We start from the raw sequence: 16,980 nt of genomic DNA, 5'->3' as shown, positions 1-16,980 counted from the left end.
GAAGCATCAATAGCGGGGGCTATCCAAAACAATGACAATACTTGAGTACAGAGGGCTGCGTGGGGCGGCGCGTGTTTTGACTGCAGGGGCGGCATGCTTCGCCGTTATCGTGACATTCAGTGCCGAAGCAGAGGCTCAGAACCCCCTCTACAATCCGGAAGCAGGGTCGCCGACGCGGTACGAGCCGCCGCACGAGGGCATTCTGAACGGCAAGTTCTGGACCGACACGCGCTACCGTTATGAGTGGGTGGATCAAGCCAACAAGCCGAGGAACGCGAACGCTTCCACGATCCGCAACAAGACGGGCGTCGAGTCCGGCTTCTTCCATGGCTTCCGGGCCGGCGTCGAGGGCGAGTTCGTTCTTCAGCTCGGACCGGACGACTTCAATAACACCATCAACGGCCGCACTCAGTTTCCTGTTGTTGCCGACGTCCAATCCGCCGAGGTGGACCAGGCTTATCTTGAGTCACACAATATACCGGGCGTCGCGCTTCTCGGCGGACGCTTCCTCGAGAACTTGGACAATATGCGCTATGTGGGGTCCGTGGCCTGGCGCCAAAACGATCAGACCTTCGACGGCGGCAAAACAACCATCACGGCTCTTCCCGATTGGGAGTTCCTCTATGCCTATATCGGCAACGTCAACCGCATCTTCAGCGACGAGTCGCCGGTCGGGAACATTCAATCGAACATCCACCTGATGCATGCGCAGAGCAAGGAATACGGCTTCGGCAAACTGACCGCGTACGCCTACCTGATCGATCTCTATGACTTGGACTTTCTGTCGAATGCGAGCTTCGGCGGGTTTCTCAAGGGCAAGCAGAAGATCAGCGACAAGTGGAACTATCTGTATCGCCTCGAATACGCGCGCCAAACCGACTACGGCGATCAGCCGATCGATTACGATGCCGACTATGTGCGGGTCGAGCAGGGCCTATCTTACGGCGGATTCACCGGCACCCTCATCTACGAACTTCTCGGCAGCGACAACGGCGTGGCCGCGTTCCAAACGCCGCTCGCCACGGGACACGTCTTCAATGGCTTCGCCGATATCTTCCTGGTGACGCCGCCAACGGGCCTGCAGGACTTTTACGTGCAAGCCAAATACAAGGTGCCGGCGAGTTCCGACGGCCCGTTCAGTTATTTTGGCGGACTGCTTCTCTTGGCGCAGTACCACGAGTACCGCTCGGCGGTGCAAGACCTCGATTACGGGTCGGAGTTCGACTTCTATTCCTACCTGCCGCTGAAGGCTGGCCTCTATGCGCAGGCCAAATACGCCAACTACCAAGCCGACGATTTTTCCGTCGACACACAGAAGTTCATCTTCGGACTGGGATATCAGTACTAGATCCGACGGCGGCCATTGGCGCGAAGCGGACGTGTTTCCGAAGAGGGGAACATGTCCTCTTCAGCGCGCGAATCGGACGCCGAGGTTTGTCAATCTGCGGTCAACTGCGGCCAGCAGATCGTACAGTCCCGGCGGGGCGCGCGGCCGATTTCGGCGATCCGTGCGCCATTGAATGGCGTTGGCCGCGGTCTCGCTCTCAGGCCGGCGCTCCTACATGAAGGCGCCAACGGCGAGGGCAATGATTGCCACGAACGCCAGAGAAGCGATGAGCACCCAGATCAATCCGACGCGCTCGGCCTGTCGCGCTTCCGTTGGGTTCAAAACGGGGGTGCCTGTTTTCTCGTCTCTATCCATATCGTCCTCCTTTTGGTTGTTATCTCGCGGCCGATGCGGTCGCGCACCTGTATGGTGGAGTGCAAGCCGCGGCGACGCCCGATCGGCGCCGACGTTTCCGTCGCAATGCGATGGCATGCTGAGCACCAGGGAAAGGTCGATAGGTTTAGGGCTCTAAAACGCCCAATGAACCTACAGTCCAGCACGGCAGTTCAAAACACACCGTCCGAGCCACATGAGGCGGCCCGAAGACCAGAAAAATGGCCTCGAAGCACGCCTTTAGTGCTCCAAGCGTTGGCCATAGGGCTCAACAATCACGTTATCCTTCAGACCTAAGAGGCTTGAAGCATACTTCAAGAGGGCGCTAGGCAAGATGTGATGCTGATAGCAAACATCTATCGTGCGCGACTCCGTGAAATCTGATTTGCCTGGTTGGGGGAAGGCGCTCTTCGTTTGCGCGTGCTTGGATCCCGCGTCGCTGCTATTTTAGGGCGCGCTGGGCAATGATCCTGCACCAATAGGGGGAGGAAACTCATGGATCTCGTCGGCATTCTCGTAACTCTGATTATCGGCGCTATCGCGGGCTGGCTGGCCGGCGTCATCGTCGAGGGCGCAGGCTTCGGCCTGTTGTGGAACATCATCATCGGTATCGCGGGCGCGTTTATCGCGGGCTGGCTATTTCCGAGACTGGGCCTCCGTTTGGCCATCGCCGGCGGTGTCATCGGCGCAATCGTCTCGGCAGCGCTCGGTGCGATCATCCTGCTGGTCGTGGTCAATCTGATCCAGCGGCTGATCGGCTGATTCGAGGTTCTAGGGGGCGCAGCCGTTCAGGCCGCGCTCTCTCTCTCGTGTGACGTTGATGGACTCTGGATTCTCGTTTTCGGCCTCCGGCTCGGGTTACGCCTGAGCCTGGAACGTCGCTTTTCGTCTTGATCGCACCGTTGTAGCGTTCACGGATGAATTGGAAGGAGTCCTTCGATGAGCCTTGAACGCTTTTTTCTGGTTATGTTTCTTGCCGCGGCTGTTGCCGCCGGGTCGCTAGGATCCGTCTCAGCCGAACCGAAGATCATCGGCGAGCGTGACGGCAAGGACATCGTCACAGTGCGCGGGATCGAACAGACCGGATCGAAGCAGTCGCTGCCGATCTTTCCGGGCATCTCGGACAAGACGGCCGGCGCGACGGGCCTCTCGTTGACGAAGGTCGTGATCCCGCCGGGCGCCACGGCCAAGGCGCATATTCACAAGGGCTACGAGTCCGCAATCTATCTCATCCAGGGCCGCGTCGAGACCCGCTACGGCGATGGTCTCAAGAAGAGCGTCGTCAACGAAACGGGCGACTTCATATTCATCCCGGCGGGCATCCCGCACCAGCCGCGCAATCTCAGCGAGACGGAACCGGCGATCGCGATCGTCGCACGCAATGCGGCGGACGAGCAGGAGCACGTGGTGCCATACCCGCTCGATGAGGCTCCGAAGGACTAGGCGCCTCCGGACGCGAGGCGTTCGCGGCCGTGCGGCGCATCGAAGTCGAGCTCGGGCCCGATGGCGACGACGCCGGACGGGTTGATGGTGCTGTGGCTCTCGTAATAGTGCCGCCGATTGTGCTCGAAGTTCAGCGTGCCGGCGATGCCGGGCTGCTGGTAGAGGTCGCGCACATAGGCCGACAGTGCCTCGTAGTCGGCGAGGCGCTTCAGATTGCACTTGAAGTGTCCGTGATAGACCGCATCGAAGCGCATCAAGGTGGTGAACAAGCGCCAGTCTGCTTCGGTGAGCCGATCGCCGGTCAGGTAGCGCTGGTTCTGTAGGCGCTGCTCGAGCCAGTCCAGGCTCTCGAACAGCGGATAGACCGCTTCTTCGTAAGCTTCCTGAGACGTGGCGAAGCCTGCCTTGTACACGCCGTTATTCACCGTGTCGTAGATGCGGCTGTTCAAGGACTCGATCTCGTCGCGAAGCTCTTTGGGATAATAGTCGCCAGGCTTGGCGCCAACGCCATCGAAGGCGCTGTTGAACATGCGGATGATCTCGGAGGATTCGTTGGAGACGATCGTGCCGGTTTTCTTGTCCCAGAGAACGGGCACCGTGACGCGGCCTGAATAGTCGGGGTCGGCCTTCAGGTAGATCTCGTAATAGTACTTCGACTGGAACAGACGATCGCCGACGATTCCGGCGTCGTCCGGCTGGAAGGTCCAGCCCTTGTCGCCCATGAACCAATGTACGAACGACACGTCGATCATGTCCTCGAGGCCTTTGAGGGCGCGGAAGATCAGGGTTCGATGGGCCCAAGGGCAGGCGTAGGAGACGTAAAGGTGATAGCGGCCGGGCTCGGCTTTGAAGCCGCCTTCACTGCTGGGACCCGGCGCGCCGTCGGGCGTCACCCAGTTGCGGAATTGCGCTTTGGACCGGACAAACCGTCCTCCGTGTTCCTTCGTATCGTACCAGGCGTCGTGCCAGACACCGTCAACCAGCAAACCCATGGAACCTCTCGTGGGGATAAGGCCGCCCGGGCGAGCGGCGCGCAAATTGTAGCGTTTGTTACAAAACGCAATGTGGGAAGTGCCGGTTTGAATTCAAGGCGCCCGGATAAGCATAGATGCCGGCGCGGGGCGCTTACATCGATTTCAGGCTTGTATCAATCGAGTTGAAAATGTCGGCCAGCGAACAGCCCAGCGTAGAGACGGATGTCATGATCGCGACGGCGATGCCGGCAGCGAGCATGCCATATTCGATGGCTGTGGCACCGGATGCGTCCTTCAGGAACGTCGCGAACTGCGAACCCATCGCCATGTATCTCCAAGTTGAAGCGCTCCGATTACACAGCCATTCCCTTAAGGTTTCATTGCGCGAGTCTGGCTACTCTTAAATGAGCCATACGGAAGAGTTCAGCGTGGGGCGAGCGAGGTGATCATCTCGTTAACCACTTCAGCCATGAGCATAGCGGCGCCGAAATCGAATTTGTTGATGGCGACGAAGGCGGCGACGCCCCTCGTCGGCGCGAAGGCGATGTATGAGAACGTGCCTTGCAGACCGCCGGCCTTTTGCAGGATCAGCGGTCGGTCCCCCTCGGGCATCATCACCACCCAGCCTAGGCTCATGGCGTCCATATGGCCTGACTCGTCCATGCCGGACACGGGATTGAGGTTGTCGCGGACGAGATAGGCCGCGTGATCGAGCATCCTGATCTCCGCGTCCTTTTCGCCGAACCGGTCCAGGTGCCATTGCATCCAACGCAACAGGTCTTTCGGCGTGGAATACAGGCCGCCGGAGCCGACGATGACGTCTCCTGTCGGCACGTCACGCAGCGCTTCGCCGTCGAACCCGTGGCCCTCCATCAGCCGTTTGCGCTGTTCGTCCGACACTTCGAAAACGGTGTCTTTCATGCCGAGCGGGCCGGTGATGTGTTTTGCGAGGAGTTCCGGGTAGGGCGTCTTGGCAGCTTCCGACAGGCCGATGGCCAGAAGGTCGAAAGCAAAATTCGAGTAGAGGATGCCGGTGCCGGGCGGATACAGCAGATCATTCTCGGCGAGCCATCCGGCAAAGGCCTTGCGCGTGATCGGTGCGAACGGATCGCCGGCCGGGCCCGGCTTGTGCGGGACTTCGCGGGGCAGGCCCGCGGACTGGGTCGCGATGTCGATGAGCCTGATCTTCGCGGTGTTGGGATCTTTGCCGGTGCCGAGATCGGGGGCGAGCGACCCCAGCCGCTGCGTCAGCGATACCGTTCCATCGGCTGCGAGCGTGGCCAGAACCTGGCCCGTGAAGGCCTTGGTGATCGATCCAATCCGCATCACCGTGTCGCCGTCGGGTTCCTCGCCGCCGTCCATGCGCTCGCCGAAGCCGTGTATGGACATTTCACCGTTCCTGACCGCGCCGATCACCAGCCCGGGAACCTTGGTCTGCAGGAACAGGACCGTGCCGGTGAAGCCGACCGTCTCGTCGAGGAGCGGATCGGCCGCCGCGGGGGCTGGTAGGCTTCCGGCTGCGAGAATGCAGCCGAGTAGGCCAAGAATGGTTTTGCGAAAGCGGGACGGTGCGACTTGCATGGAAGTGGGCATATGCTTCGAGGCCTTCGGTGCTGTTAGTGTCGGTCTGAGGTTCTGTAGTCCAAGGCTCTGTGCGCGTATTTATAGCCGCTTCGGGGCACGGCACATATGACGGAGACATATCAATTGCGCCACGCGGTTTTGGCCTTAGTTGTCGTCTTGGCGTTGCCGCCCAGTCCCGGCCGCGCTGAGACGGGAAATGACGTGCGGGTGCTCCGCGGGCTCATGATCGACCGGCTGGCCTTGATGGAACAGGTCGCCGCCTACAAGTGGAACAGCAAACTCCCGATCGACGATCCGGTTCGCGAGGAAAACGTCCTCAAAGCAACGATGGCGCGGGCGCGCTCCGCCGGGCTCGATCAAGAGACCGCGCGGCGATTCATCGTGTCTCAGATGGAGGCCGCCAAGTCCGTGCAGCGCTATTATTTCGCTAAATGGCAGGACCAGGGGGCCACTCACGTTACCGGTGCATCGGACCTTGTTACCGAGTTGCGCCCTAGGATCGGTGCTCTTTCCGCTCGTCTGATCGCGGCCATGGCCGAGGGCGGCAGCCAGTTGGAAGAGTGTTCGGCGGTCACGGTTCTGCGGCCGGTCCCGCCGGCGTTGTCCGATGTGCCCCGGGCTTGGAACATAGCCGTCGACGGCGTGTTAGGGGAGCACGGGGGCTGCCCCTAGCTCGAGAGTGCCAATCGCGTCGAGGCGCCGTTCATACTTTTCTAACCGAGACGCCGCTTTCACCCGATTATTGCCCTGGTTTTATGACAATTCGCGCTTACCTATAGTGGAAGCCATTCCGAAACCTCAAATTTGTACGTTGCGATCATGAAACAGATTGCCCTATTCGCCACCGCTGCTCTCGTCTCGTTGTCTGTTGCGGGATGCGCGGTCGAGGTGCCGATGTCGGCCTTCCAACTGGGGCCGCTCGAGGCCGAAAAGGCTCCTGCGCCAGCGTCTCAGCCGCAGCGCGACCTGCCTCCCGTCCGCTAGAGGCCTTCTTAACGCCACCCGCTCCATCCCAACGCGCCTGGGATTGTTGCCGGCAATCGGCTAGACTGGGCTCTCGTCCGGATCCGTCCGGCTTAGGCTCGAAAGTCCGATAATCGCCGATGTCGCTTCCGACGCGCACAACGCCAACTCCCGACAAGAACATCGCGTCGCCTTACGACGAATTGAACCGTCGTATCGTGGCGATCCTCCAGGAGGACGGGCGAACCTCGTTCCGTACTATCGCCGAGATGCTGGATATCTCCGAGGGCACGGTGCGCAATCGGGTCGCCTGGATGAAGGAGGCCGGCCATCTGGCAATCGTCGCCATCGTGGATCCGACATCCATCTCCTACCGCGCCGATGCCATGCTCGGCATCAAGGTCGCGCCAGGGCATACGCCCGAGGCCGTGGCGGCTCGTCTCGGCGCATCGCCGAGCGTGGTCTATGTCATGTGGGTCAGCGGCCGATACGATCTTCTGGTCGAGGTCGTCTTCGACGACGAGGATGGCCTGGCGGGTTTCATGAATGGCATGTGCTACCGCGATACCGGGATCGCCTCGGCCGAGATCATGACCGGCATCAAGATGTTCAAGAACCAGTTCCTGCTGAAGCGCGATTTGCCCGACGGCCAGACGACCCGCGATGCCGCCGAGTAACCGCGAAGGGGCTGGCCTCTAGTACAGCCGCAGATACTCCGCCACTTCCCAGTCCGTCACGGCCTGGTGATAGCGCTCCCATTCGTCGGTCTTATAGGCCAGGAACGAGTTCAGCATGGTCGGCCCCAACACCTTCTCCGCAAGCGGGTCCTTGGCGAGACATTGAATCGCGTCGAAGAGTGTTCTCGGAAGGCGGCGGATCCCGGCGGCGTCGATCTCCTGCTGGGTCATGGCGTAGAGGTCCTGGTCGGTCGGTGCGCCCGGATCGATTGCCTGGGTCACGCCTTCGACCGCCGCGGACAGCGTCAGCGCCAATGACAGATAGGGATTCATGCACATGTCGGCGGCCCTGTTCTCGATGCAGTAGCGGCTTTGCGGCAGCCGGAACTGGGCGGACCGGTTGTTGTGCCCATAGGTGATGTTGGTCGGGGCCCAGGTCACGGTGCCGCCTTCGAAGCCACCGACGCGCGGCACCAACCCGTTGTAGGAATTGACCGTCGAGCACGCGATCGCGGTCAGCGCCTCGGAGTGCGCCAAGAGGCCGCCCACCGCGTGCCGCGAGGCCTCGCTCCATTCGCCATCGGGCCTTTTGAAGAGATTGCGGTCGAGGTCGGTGACGCTGCGCAGCGAAAAATTGATATGCGCTCCGGACCGCCAGTCGCCCACGGTGGGCTTCGGCATGAACGTCACGAACAGCCCGTGTTGCTTTGCCACTTCCTTCAGGAGGATGCGCAAGAACACGAGCCGGTCGGCCATCTCCAGAAGGTGGGTGTAGTGGAAGTCCAGCTCGAATTGCGAGTAGGCGCCTTCGGCGACCACGTCGTGAAGCTGCCAGCCCAGTCCGTTGAGGATGTCCATCAGCTCTTTCAGAAACGGCATGGAGTCGCACGAATACTCCACGTCGTAACCGAAGGCCTGGCGGCGCGGCCGGACGCCGTGACCGGCGGCGGGATCGTCGTCGAACGCCTTGACCGGTTGGCCGTCTTCGTTCCAGCGCATCACGATGAATTCGGGCTCGACGCCGGCAAACCCGACATAACCCGCTTCGCGCGCGTCTTTGACGGCGCGGCGCAGGGCCTGTCGCGGGCAAACGTTGTAGGGCGCGCCCTCCCAGTAGAGGTCGGCGAAGATGAAGGCCGTGCTCGAATCCCAGGGGCAGATGTAAACCGCATCGAGATCCGGAACCATGATCTGGTCGGGATCCGCAGGGGTCAGCTCCGGGACGTATGAAATCGAGTGGACGGCGAATTGCGGGCCTTTGCCGGCGCAGAGCGAGTCGAAATCGCTCATGGGGACCGGCTTGGTCTTCGGGATGCCGAACAGGTCGATCCAGCACGACATCACGTATTTGACGCCTGCCGTTTCCAGGCGCTCCCGCACGGCCGCGATCTTCTCGGGCGAGGGGAGCGCATCCTCGAACCGCTCATGGAACGGCGGGGTCGGTGAAGTCTCTCCCGGCCCGTATTGATCGGTCTCGCCTGGACTGTCCGTGGTGCCGAGCATGGTGCCCCCTGGTTCTGTGTGTTGCCGCGTGAATACGTAATGCGTAAGATATAGCCACAGTAGATACGTAATGCGTATCCATCAAGGGGGCGTAGTGCGGCATACCGTCTTCTTGGGCGTGCCTTACAGTACATACGCAAAACGGCCGGAGAGCCCCGAGCGCTCCGGCCGTTTGTGAATGTCTTGGTTTGGGAAAGCCCTGGTGTCAGGGCAGGTGCCTCAGGCGACGTCCTAGGCGAAGTCGGACAACTTCCCGAAGTGGTCGGCCAGCAGGTAGTAGACCGTCACCCGATTCTTGTTGCGGACATCCTTCAGCTTGTCGCCGATCGTCGCGATGGCGCCATCGAGCTCGGCATCCGACATGCTGAGGCCGAGCTTTTTCTTCAGGAACTTCTCGCGGACACGCTCGAGCTCGGATTTGTCGGTGAAGGAGACGAGCGATGCGTCCCGGCTTTGCAGCGCAATGCCGCAGTGACGAACAATCCCGGCGATTGCGTTGTCGTCGGCATCGGGCACGTATTTTTTGACGTCTTCGCTCCAATCTGTGTCAGCCATTAATTCCTCCCGTAACGTCTTTGAAGTCTGCAAGCGTGTTGTGACAGCATCCTACGTGTGTAGGATCCGCTTGTGACAAGACAATTGCATGCGTGCGCCAGAATGTACCAGCGCGTCGCGCGCGTTTAACGGTTGATCTTGGTGATCTTCGAGCCTTCGAGCGTCAGATTGTACATGAGGCCTTTCGGGTCGAGCACGAAGCCGATGACGGGCTGGGTGATCTTGTCGGTATCGATCGACCCGCCGGCGCCCAACGTGATGATCGCCACCGAGGCATCCACGCCGATCTTGAACCCCGAAAGGCTGTAGAACTGATCGAGCGCATCTTGCGTCATGAACATGATGATGACCGATCGCTCTTGCACGCCGAGTTGAAAGCCGAACGAGGCGCTGACCAGATTGTAGTAGCCGGCCGGTCTCTGATCGACGATCAGCATGCCTTCGCCATACTCGCCGCCCACGCCGAACCCGGCCTTGACGACCGAGGGGAAGACCAAGATGCCCACGGCCTTGTTGGCGAGCGGCTTGGCCCCGCCGATCCGATCGACAAAACGATGCAGGGTATCGTTGACGTCGTCCTCGATCTCCTGGGCCGAGGCCGCCTCTGCAGGCGAGGACGCCGACAAGGACGGCGCAAGCGCGAGGAAGGCGGCAAACAAACTCGTAGTCAGAACTTTCATGACGCAGCTCCTTAAGGTCCCCCAGTCCGCCCTATAGGGCCGCATTGTGGCAGAGCTTCGCCCTGCCTGGGGCAACAATCGGCGGGTCTATTGCCGAATGTTTCTTCCGTCCAGTCCGACCGGCGCAAGGCGGCGGACGCCTTAGCGCGCGGGGAGCGCAGGGGCAGCCAATTCTTGCGGGCGCAAGGTGCCGCGGGCGTTCCTTTCGCTCCTGCCTCGATGGCAGAGACCGAGGTTGATCCGTTCTAAAATATCAATATGCCAGAGGATCTCGACCACGCCCGGGACCTGACGGCACGCCTTTCCGGATCGGCAGGCGTGATGCGCTAGGCCACGTCGCTTTTCGAGGCGCCCGCGATCCGGTGCGGATGGGTGAAAACTTCGAACCCGTCTTTGCGGGCGATTGCGGCCAACGTCATGCCGCACGCCTCGGCCATGCGCACGGCAAGCGCCGTGGGCGCCGACACGGCGACGACGAGGGGCGCGCCGATCATGGCCGATTTCTGGATCATCTCGATCGAGACCCGGCTCGTCAGCACGACGATGCCGTGAGCCGCGTTGCCGCCGCCCCGCACGCAGGCGCCGGCCAGTTTGTCGAGGGCATTGTGACGACCCACGTCCTCGCGCACCGCGATGAGGCCACGCGCAGGCTCCCAAAAGCCCGCGGCGTGGACCGCGCGTGTCTCCCGATTGAGCTCTTGATGGGCGGCGAGCGATGCGACCGCCGTCATGATCTCGTCCGGTGTCAGAACCTGTCCCTGGCCCACTGCGGGCGGGGGGCGCATGGCTTCATTCAGGCTTTCGACGCCACACAGACCGCAGCCCGTGGGACCCGCGATCTTGCGGCGGCGTCCCAAGAACTCCGCCGCGTCCTTGGCTTTCAACCAGACGCGTAGCTCGATGCCGGTGTCCTCCTCGACAATCTCGACCGTGTCGATGGCATCCGAAGACGCCACTATGCCCTCGGTGAGGGCAAAGCCGACGGCAAAGTCCTCGAGGTCTTGGGGCGTCGCCATCATCACCGCGTACGACGCCGTATTGAAGGTAAAGGCGATCGCGGTCTCTTCCGGGATCGCGCGCTTGCCGGCGGTCATCGTTTGCGAGGCGGAGTCCGAGCGCCAGATCGAGCAGGGAACGCGGACGGCGGGCTTGATCATAAGGTACTCCCGAGCCTGGCCGCGGTCGAAGGCGGCCCCTAGAGAATCACTTCTTTTAGATAGTGGAACATACCAGCCTTCACCACCCGGTGCGGGTGGCTAATAAGGTGGTGGAATTCAAAGGGATTCACTTATCGTCCGGCGTCGACGCGGCAGAGTTGCTATAATTCTAAGCACTTTCCGCGGGCGGGGGCCCGCGGCAACAAGATGTCTTCAGGGAGGAAACAAAGATGGCTGGTATGACCGCCTCAAAGAGTCAGTCCGATATCTGGTGGGTGTTCTTGCTCGAAGGGATCGCGTCGATCCTGTTTGGGTTCTTGCTGATTACAAGACCCGCGGAAACGCTGGTCGCGTTAGTGATTTTCCTCGGCCTGTATTGGTTGTTCGTCGGCGTGCTCGAGCTGGTGCGCGTGTTCGTGGACGACACCGTGCCGTGGTACTGGTCTCTCATCATCGGCGTCTTGGGTATTCTGGCCGGTATCATCGTCCTCAAGCACCCGCTCTTCTCCGCGATCATCTTGCCGACAGCCATCGTTCTGTGGCTTGGCATCTTGGGCGTCGTGATCGGTGTCATCGGGATCATCGGGTCCTTCACCGGCGGCGGGATCGGTTCCTTCATATTCGGCGTGGTAAACTTGATCATTGGCGTCATTCTGCTCGGTGCGCCAATTCCCGCGGCCGTGGCCGTGCCGATCGTTTTCGGAGCGCTTCTACTGATCCAAGGCGTGATCCTGATCGTATACGCCTTCAATATCCGCGAATAGTCCGTCTTCCGAAAGGACCGCCTTCGCGGTCGCCATCAGGCGGAACGGAGCGTTTCTTGCGGGGAGGAGGGTGTGAGAGTGCAGTTGCAGCGTCGAACCTTCCTCGCAAGCCTCCTTCTTTGGGTTCTGATTGCCGCGCCAGCGTCTACCGTCAGAGCGCAGGACCAAAAAACACCGTGCACGGAAGATGCGATGATCGTCTTCGACGCCTCGGGCTCGATGGCGGGGAATCTCGGTCAGGGCATCATGACGGAGAAGCCGCGGATCTTCGAAGTGCGCCGCGCGCTCTCGCGCGTTCTGCCGAGCATCACCCAATATCGCAAAGTGGGGCTGATCACCTACGGTCCGGGGCCGTACCGGCAGTGCAATGTCCACCTCGACCTGAAGCCGATCGCCGATGCTGCCGAGCCCATCATGACGGTGGTGTCAGGGCTGAACCCGGCCGGCAAGACCCCGTTGACCGAAGCGGTGGAGCAGGCGGCGAACGTCCTCGATCATCGGCGGAAGCCCGGCGTCGTCGTGCTGCTCACGGATGGCGAGGAGACCTGTAACGGTGACCCTTGCGCTTTGGGAAAGAAACTCACGGCGACGAGCAGCAATCTGACCGTGCACGTCATCGGCTTTCAAATGAAGAACTTCACCTGGACCGGCGAGGCAAGCGTATTGGACGTAAAATGCCTCGCGAAGGAGACGGGTGGTCTCTACATCTCTGCGCAGAACGAGGAAGATCTCGTCAAAGCCTTCCAGCAAACGCTCGGCTGTCCCATCATGTCGGACTTGGACTCGCGCCGCTTTTTGGCCGATAAGTCTTCCGGGTCCGTCGGCGGTCCATAGTCCGCCACGGGATCGAGCGTTTCTGGGCGAGGGGATCTCATGACTGGGATGGGTTTGATCGGGCGATGCTGTCTTGCGCTGCTGGCGGTTTGCGCGCTGCCGGCTGCGGGGCGTGCCGCCGACGAGGTGGTGCCTTGCACCGAGGACGCCATGATCGTCTTTGATGCGTCGGGTTCGATGGCAGGCAGCCTCGCCGAGGGCATCGGCGCGAAGATCCGGCGGATCGACGAGGTGCGCAAAGCCCTGGCTCAGGCGCTTCCCCGCGTGACTCATTTCCGCAAGATCGGGCTCATCACCTACGGTCCGGGTCCATATCAGCAATGCAACGTCAATCTGGACCTAAAGCCGATGGCCGACGCGGCGGAGCCTATTCTGCACGCGGTCGATGGGCTGAACCCGTCGGGTAAGACGCCCATGACGGAGGCGGTGGAGCAAGCGGCCGAGGTGCTCGACTACAAGGCTCAGCCGGGCATCATCGTGGTCCTGACCGATGGCGAGGAGACCTGCGGCGGCGCGCCCTGCGAGCTTGGCAAGAAGCTCAAGAAAGAGGGCGCGCGGTTGACGGTGCACGTGATCGGATTCCGCATGACAGCCTTCTGGACGGCGGCGCAGAGCGCGCTCGACGTGCAATGCTTGGCGAAGGAGACGAGCGGGCTCTATATCGCCACGAACAGCCAAGAGGAACTTGTCAAGGCTTTCGAAAAGACCCTCGGCTGCCCCATGATGTCGGCCGTGGATCCGTCGGAGCTGGAGCAGCACGCCTCCGCGAGCCTGCGTTTGCACCGCTAGGGCAAGATCGGCGATAAAGGACCTGTCACGGATCTACCTTGCGAATGGATGTGAGCGTCGCATGAAGCGCCTTTCCAAATTTCTCGCGTGCGCCGTGCTCGCGCTGTCGGGCGTCCTGGCCGCGACGATACCGGCCCTTACGGCCGAGCCTCCGTCGCCCTGTACCGAGGACGCGATGATCGTCTTCGATGCGTCCGGATCCATGTCCGGGAATCTGGATCCGTTTTCGACGGTGGTGCAGTTGCGCATCGACGAAGTGCGTAAAGCGTTGCGGCGCGTCTTGCCTAGGGCGCAGCTGAACCGGAAGATCGGTTTAGTGACCTACGGTGCGGGCGCTTACAATCAATGCAACGTGTCGCTCGACCTCCGGCCGACGCCCCAGGCAGCGGCGCCGATCATGCGCGTCGTCGACGCCCTCCGTCCGGCGGGCAAGACGCCGCTGACGCAGGCGATCGAACAGGCCGCCGAGGTGCTGGACTACCGCGCCAAGCCCGGCGTGATTGTCGTCCTGACGGATGGCCAAGAGACCTGCGACGGGCATCCTTGCGAGTTGGGCAAGCGATTTGGCGCAGAGGCGCCCAATCTGACCGTCAACGTCATCGGTTTTCGGTTGCAGTCCGACTCATGGCTCGGCGCGCAGAGTTATCTTGACGCCAAGTGTCTCGCCGAGGAGACGGGCGGGACCTATCTGAACGTCCACGGCGAGGACGATCTCGTCAAAGCATTCGAGCAGACGCTAGGCTGCCCGATGATGTCCATGTGGGAACCACAGCAGAGCTTGCGCGCCGTTCACTAGAACCGGCTTCAGTACAGCAGATAGGGAAGTCGCAGCGCCGAGAATTCCGCGACGCCTGCCGTCCAGCTCTCCGCGATGTCCGTGACCGCGGCTTGCGCTTCGACCTGTTCGCGGAGTTCCGGCGAACCGGCCAGAATATCGATCGGCATCTTGTCGTGTTCGTACTCGTAAGGCCCTTCGCGCCACGCGAACCGTTCCGGCGCCAGCCCGTAGCATTCACGGATCAGCGCGGCGCCCGCGATTACAGGCTCGAAGGCTTCGCGCTCGGTGACGTGTAGCTGACAGCCGCCGCAGGGCGTCTTGGCGTGTTTCTGGAACGTGGGTTCGAACACGACGGGACGGAAATAGACGCCGCTCAGATTGTGGGCGTTCATACGTGCCGCCAGTGCCTCGGCATCGAGGTAGGGTGCGCCAATCAGCTCGAAGGGCCGGGTGGTCCCGCGCCCTTCCGAAACCATCGTGCCCTCGAACAGCACCGTACCGGGATAGACGATCGCCGTCGTAAGCGTCGGCATGTTGGGAGAGGGCATGATCCACGGCACATCGGTGTCATCGAAATAGTCGGTCCGGGTCCAGCCTTCCATGGTGACGGTCTCGAGCGGCGCGCCGATCTCGAAATGCTCGTTGAACAGGTTGGCGAGCTCGGCCACGGTCATGCCGTGGCGCATGGGAATGGGAAACTGGCCGACAAACGATTCATAGCCCGGCTCCAGCATGGGGCCGGCCACCGCAACGCCTCCGATCGGATTGGGGCGATCGCACACGATCACGGGCGTTCCCGTCTTGGCGGCGGCGCGCAGGCAGTTCGCCATCGTGTAGATGAAGGTGTAGATGCGCGCGCCCACGTCCTGCAGGTCGATCACGAGCACGTCGATGAGATCGAGCATGTCCTCGGTCGGCTCGCGGGTCTCGCTGTACAGCGAAAAGATCGGGACCCCTCGCTTGGGGTCGGTCGCGTGCGGCGTTTCGATCATGTTGTCCTGCAGGTCGGAGTTGAAGCCGTGCTGAGGACCGAAAATCGCCGCGAGCTCGAACGCCTCGGACGCGGCGAGCTGATCGACGATATGGCGGTAGTCGTGATCGACGGAGGCGGGGTTTGCCAGAATGCCGACCTTGAGCCCGTTGAGCCGGTCTGAGGACAGTAGGCGTTCGGAACCGAGCAGCATGGCCTAGAGCCCTCCGTGCAAGCCGCGGCGCGCAAGCGCCTCGAAAATCGGTTGGTGCGGCATTCTGTTCTCCCCCATGCGCAGGCCGTTGCTCGCGGCCGAGCGGCGTCTATCGCCAAGCGCCGCCAAGGACTTAACCGGAGTCGCCCGATCTTTCCACGCCCCAATTTCGCAAGCCATCCCGCCATTCTCGGCCTTGGGATGGTCTTGGGGCTGGCGATGGGGTCAATTTTGCGACAAAAAGCCGGGCAAGGAAGCCCTGCACAAGCAACACTCTCGCGAAGAGAGGCGAGCAAGGCCATTCAGGGCCCGGCAGGGCAATACACCGCCCGCGCGGGCGGCGCAGCGTTGAGAGGATTACGGGAATGGCGGATCAGATTCGGACGGCGGTCGTGGGCACCGGGTATTTTGGACGGTTCCACGCAAATCATTACACGAAGAACCCCGATGCGAAGCTGGTTGCCGTCGTCGATGCCAATCCCGAGCGGGCCAAGGCGATGGCCGAGGAATTCGGCGCGGAGGCGGTGACGGATCATCGCGAGATCTACGACAAGGTCGATGCGGTGAGCGTGGCCGTGCCGACTCCGTTCCATTTCGATGTGGCGCGGGACCTGATCGATGCAGGGCTTCACGTCAATGTCGAGAAGCCGATCACCGAGACGGTCGAGCAGGCGCAGGTCCTGACGAAGCTGGCCGAGGAGCGCGGTACCGTGCTGCAGGTCGGCCATATCGAACGCTACTCCGCCGCCTACCGGGTGATCTCGGAGAAGATCGATCGCCCGCTTTATCTGGAGAGCTACCGAATCGCGCCCTGGAAGGCGCGCGGTGTGGATGTGGACGTGATCCTCGACCTGATGATCCACGACATCGACATGATCATCGGTCTCGTCGGCTCGCCCGTCTCAAGCGTCGATGCGGTCGGCACCGGCGTGATGGGCCGCAAGGTCGACATCGCCAATGCGCGCATCAATTTCGAATCCGGTTGCGTGGCGAATGTCACCACGAGCCGGATCAGCTACAAGACCGAGCGCCGCTTGCGCGTCTTCTCGCACAGCCAGTACCTCAACTGCGATCTGGGTGAGCGGAAGATCTTCGGCTACAGCCTGCGCGGCGATCCGATGACCGAAGGGCTAGCGGCCATCGCCACCGACACGGTCGACATTCCGCAGGAGGACAGCCTCGGCAACGAGATCGCCTCGTTCCTGGACTGCGTCAAAACCGGCAAGAAGCCGTTTGTGGACGGCTACGCGGGGTCGGAGGCGTTGCGCGTCGCCGTCATGATCAACCAGAGCATCGATGCGCAACTCAAGAAGGTGCAGGCCTGGCTCACGCCGGGCTCGCCTGTCACAGTCACGGCGAAGACCTAGAGGCTCAA

At 61.6% G+C, this 16,980-nt stretch carries 20 protein-coding genes; 11 read left to right on the top strand and 9 right to left on the bottom strand.

The genetic code is table 11. From position 1 onward, the window contains the following. Nucleotides 1-31: 31 nt before the first annotated feature. On the top strand, nucleotides 32-1,348 hold the full coding sequence (locus tag GL4_RS13540) for a hypothetical protein (RefSeq protein ID WP_156137607.1): 1,317 nt from the start codon (nucleotides 32-34) through the stop codon (nucleotides 1,346-1,348). A gap of 210 nt (nucleotides 1,349-1,558) precedes the next feature. Here GL4_RS13540 and GL4_RS17570 read toward each other — a convergent pair whose 3' ends face one another. Next, the gene (locus GL4_RS17570; protein WP_156137606.1) at nucleotides 1,559-1,702 is read right to left on the bottom strand and encodes a hypothetical protein; all 144 of its coding nucleotides are present in this window, start codon (nucleotides 1,700-1,702) and stop codon (nucleotides 1,559-1,561) included. 513 nt (nucleotides 1,703-2,215) lie between these two features. Between GL4_RS17570 and GL4_RS13530 the strand changes: the two genes are divergently transcribed. Further along, on the top strand, nucleotides 2,216-2,482 hold the full coding sequence (locus GL4_RS13530) for a GlsB/YeaQ/YmgE family stress response membrane protein (protein WP_045368290.1): 267 nt from the start codon (nucleotides 2,216-2,218) through the stop codon (nucleotides 2,480-2,482). 177 nt (nucleotides 2,483-2,659) lie between these two features. Further along, the gene (locus GL4_RS13525; protein WP_052464545.1) at nucleotides 2,660-3,163 is read left to right on the top strand and encodes a cupin domain-containing protein; all 504 of its coding nucleotides are present in this window, start codon (nucleotides 2,660-2,662) and stop codon (nucleotides 3,161-3,163) included. Here the strand turns inward: GL4_RS13525 and GL4_RS13520 are convergent. From GL4_RS13520 to ampH, 3 genes are all read right to left on the bottom strand, one after another. Beyond that, nucleotides 3,160-4,155: a glutathione S-transferase family protein gene (locus tag GL4_RS13520; protein ID WP_045368288.1), complete on the bottom strand. Its 996-nt coding sequence runs from the start codon at nucleotides 4,153-4,155 to the stop codon at nucleotides 3,160-3,162. The two genes, GL4_RS13525 and GL4_RS13520, sit on opposite strands and share 4 nt — an antisense overlap. 133 nt (nucleotides 4,156-4,288) lie before the next feature. Beyond that, complete coding sequence (locus GL4_RS17255) at nucleotides 4,289-4,459, bottom strand: Flp family type IVb pilin (RefSeq protein WP_082025804.1); 171 nt, start codon at nucleotides 4,457-4,459, stop codon at nucleotides 4,289-4,291. 101 nt (nucleotides 4,460-4,560) lie between these two features. Beyond that, nucleotides 4,561-5,718: a D-alanyl-D-alanine-carboxypeptidase/endopeptidase AmpH gene (gene ampH, locus GL4_RS13515; protein ID WP_045368287.1), complete on the bottom strand. Its 1,158-nt coding sequence runs from the start codon at nucleotides 5,716-5,718 to the stop codon at nucleotides 4,561-4,563. Between the two features lie 108 nt (nucleotides 5,719-5,826). Between ampH and aroQ the strand changes: the two genes are divergently transcribed. From aroQ to GL4_RS13500, 3 genes are all read left to right on the top strand, one after another. Further along, nucleotides 5,827-6,393, top strand: a complete 567-nt coding sequence (gene aroQ, locus GL4_RS16905) for a gamma subclass chorismate mutase AroQ (protein ID WP_052464544.1) — start codon at nucleotides 5,827-5,829, stop codon at nucleotides 6,391-6,393. A gap of 147 nt (nucleotides 6,394-6,540) precedes the next feature. Continuing rightward, nucleotides 6,541-6,705, top strand: coding sequence for a hypothetical protein (locus GL4_RS13505; protein WP_156137605.1), 165 nt, complete (start codon nucleotides 6,541-6,543; stop codon nucleotides 6,703-6,705). A gap of 119 nt (nucleotides 6,706-6,824) precedes the next feature. Further along, nucleotides 6,825-7,361 carry an Lrp/AsnC family transcriptional regulator gene (locus GL4_RS13500; protein ID WP_045368283.1) on the top strand — a complete coding sequence of 179 codons (537 nt, stop codon included), beginning with the start codon at nucleotides 6,825-6,827 and terminating at the stop codon, nucleotides 7,359-7,361. Between the two features lie 18 nt (nucleotides 7,362-7,379). On the opposite strand, the gene GL4_RS13495 is transcribed toward GL4_RS13500, so the two are convergent. From GL4_RS13495 to fdhD, 4 genes are all read right to left on the bottom strand, one after another. After that, the gene (locus GL4_RS13495; protein WP_045368280.1) at nucleotides 7,380-8,864 is read right to left on the bottom strand and encodes a glutamine synthetase family protein; all 1,485 of its coding nucleotides are present in this window, start codon (nucleotides 8,862-8,864) and stop codon (nucleotides 7,380-7,382) included. Nucleotides 8,865-9,095: 231 nt separating this feature from the next. Continuing rightward, complete coding sequence (locus GL4_RS13490; RefSeq protein ID WP_045368278.1) at nucleotides 9,096-9,419, bottom strand: DUF2853 family protein; 324 nt, start codon at nucleotides 9,417-9,419, stop codon at nucleotides 9,096-9,098. Between the two features lie 125 nt (nucleotides 9,420-9,544). Then, nucleotides 9,545-10,099 (bottom strand): BPSL1445 family SYLF domain-containing lipoprotein, encoded by a 555-nt coding sequence (locus GL4_RS13485; protein ID WP_045368276.1) that lies wholly within the window; start codon nucleotides 10,097-10,099, stop codon nucleotides 9,545-9,547. Nucleotides 10,100-10,425: 326 nt separating this feature from the next. Then, the gene (gene fdhD, locus GL4_RS13480; protein ID WP_045368273.1) at nucleotides 10,426-11,256 is read right to left on the bottom strand and encodes a formate dehydrogenase accessory sulfurtransferase FdhD; all 831 of its coding nucleotides are present in this window, start codon (nucleotides 11,254-11,256) and stop codon (nucleotides 10,426-10,428) included. A gap of 230 nt (nucleotides 11,257-11,486) precedes the next feature. Here fdhD and GL4_RS13475 point away from each other — a divergent pair, with 230 nt between their 5' ends. The 4 genes from GL4_RS13475 to GL4_RS13460 all read left to right on the top strand — a co-directional run bounded on the left by GL4_RS13475 (nucleotide 11,487) and on the right by GL4_RS13460 (nucleotide 14,439). Continuing rightward, on the top strand, nucleotides 11,487-12,020 hold the full coding sequence (locus tag GL4_RS13475; RefSeq protein WP_045368270.1) for an HdeD family acid-resistance protein: 534 nt from the start codon (nucleotides 11,487-11,489) through the stop codon (nucleotides 12,018-12,020). Nucleotides 12,021-12,212: 192 nt separating this feature from the next. Beyond that, nucleotides 12,213-12,854, top strand: a complete 642-nt coding sequence (locus GL4_RS13470; protein WP_045370170.1) for a vWA domain-containing protein — start codon at nucleotides 12,213-12,215, stop codon at nucleotides 12,852-12,854. A 39-nt stretch (nucleotides 12,855-12,893) separates the two neighbouring features. Continuing rightward, on the top strand, nucleotides 12,894-13,643 hold the full coding sequence (locus GL4_RS13465) for a vWA domain-containing protein (protein ID WP_045368268.1): 750 nt from the start codon (nucleotides 12,894-12,896) through the stop codon (nucleotides 13,641-13,643). Nucleotides 13,644-13,704: 61 nt separating this feature from the next. Beyond that, entirely contained in the window at nucleotides 13,705-14,439 is a 735-nt protein-coding gene (locus GL4_RS13460) for a vWA domain-containing protein (RefSeq protein WP_052464536.1), read from the top strand. Nucleotides 14,440-14,447: 8 nt separating this feature from the next. On the opposite strand, the gene GL4_RS13455 is transcribed toward GL4_RS13460, so the two are convergent. Continuing rightward, nucleotides 14,448-15,605: an exo-beta-N-acetylmuramidase NamZ family protein gene (locus GL4_RS13455; protein ID WP_045368267.1), complete on the bottom strand. Its 1,158-nt coding sequence runs from the start codon at nucleotides 15,603-15,605 to the stop codon at nucleotides 14,448-14,450. A 365-nt stretch (nucleotides 15,606-15,970) separates the two neighbouring features. Here GL4_RS13455 and GL4_RS13450 point away from each other — a divergent pair, with 365 nt between their 5' ends. Beyond that, complete coding sequence (locus GL4_RS13450) at nucleotides 15,971-16,972, top strand: Gfo/Idh/MocA family protein (protein WP_045368266.1); 1,002 nt, start codon at nucleotides 15,971-15,973, stop codon at nucleotides 16,970-16,972. Nucleotides 16,973-16,980: the final 8 nt, after the last annotated feature.

The sequence above is a fragment of the Methyloceanibacter caenitepidi genome (genome assembly GCF_000828475.1).
In the GTDB taxonomy this organism is placed as follows: domain Bacteria; phylum Pseudomonadota; class Alphaproteobacteria; order Rhizobiales; family Methyloligellaceae; genus Methyloceanibacter; species Methyloceanibacter caenitepidi.
This window is presented reverse-complemented; position numbering and strand designations above follow the sequence as displayed.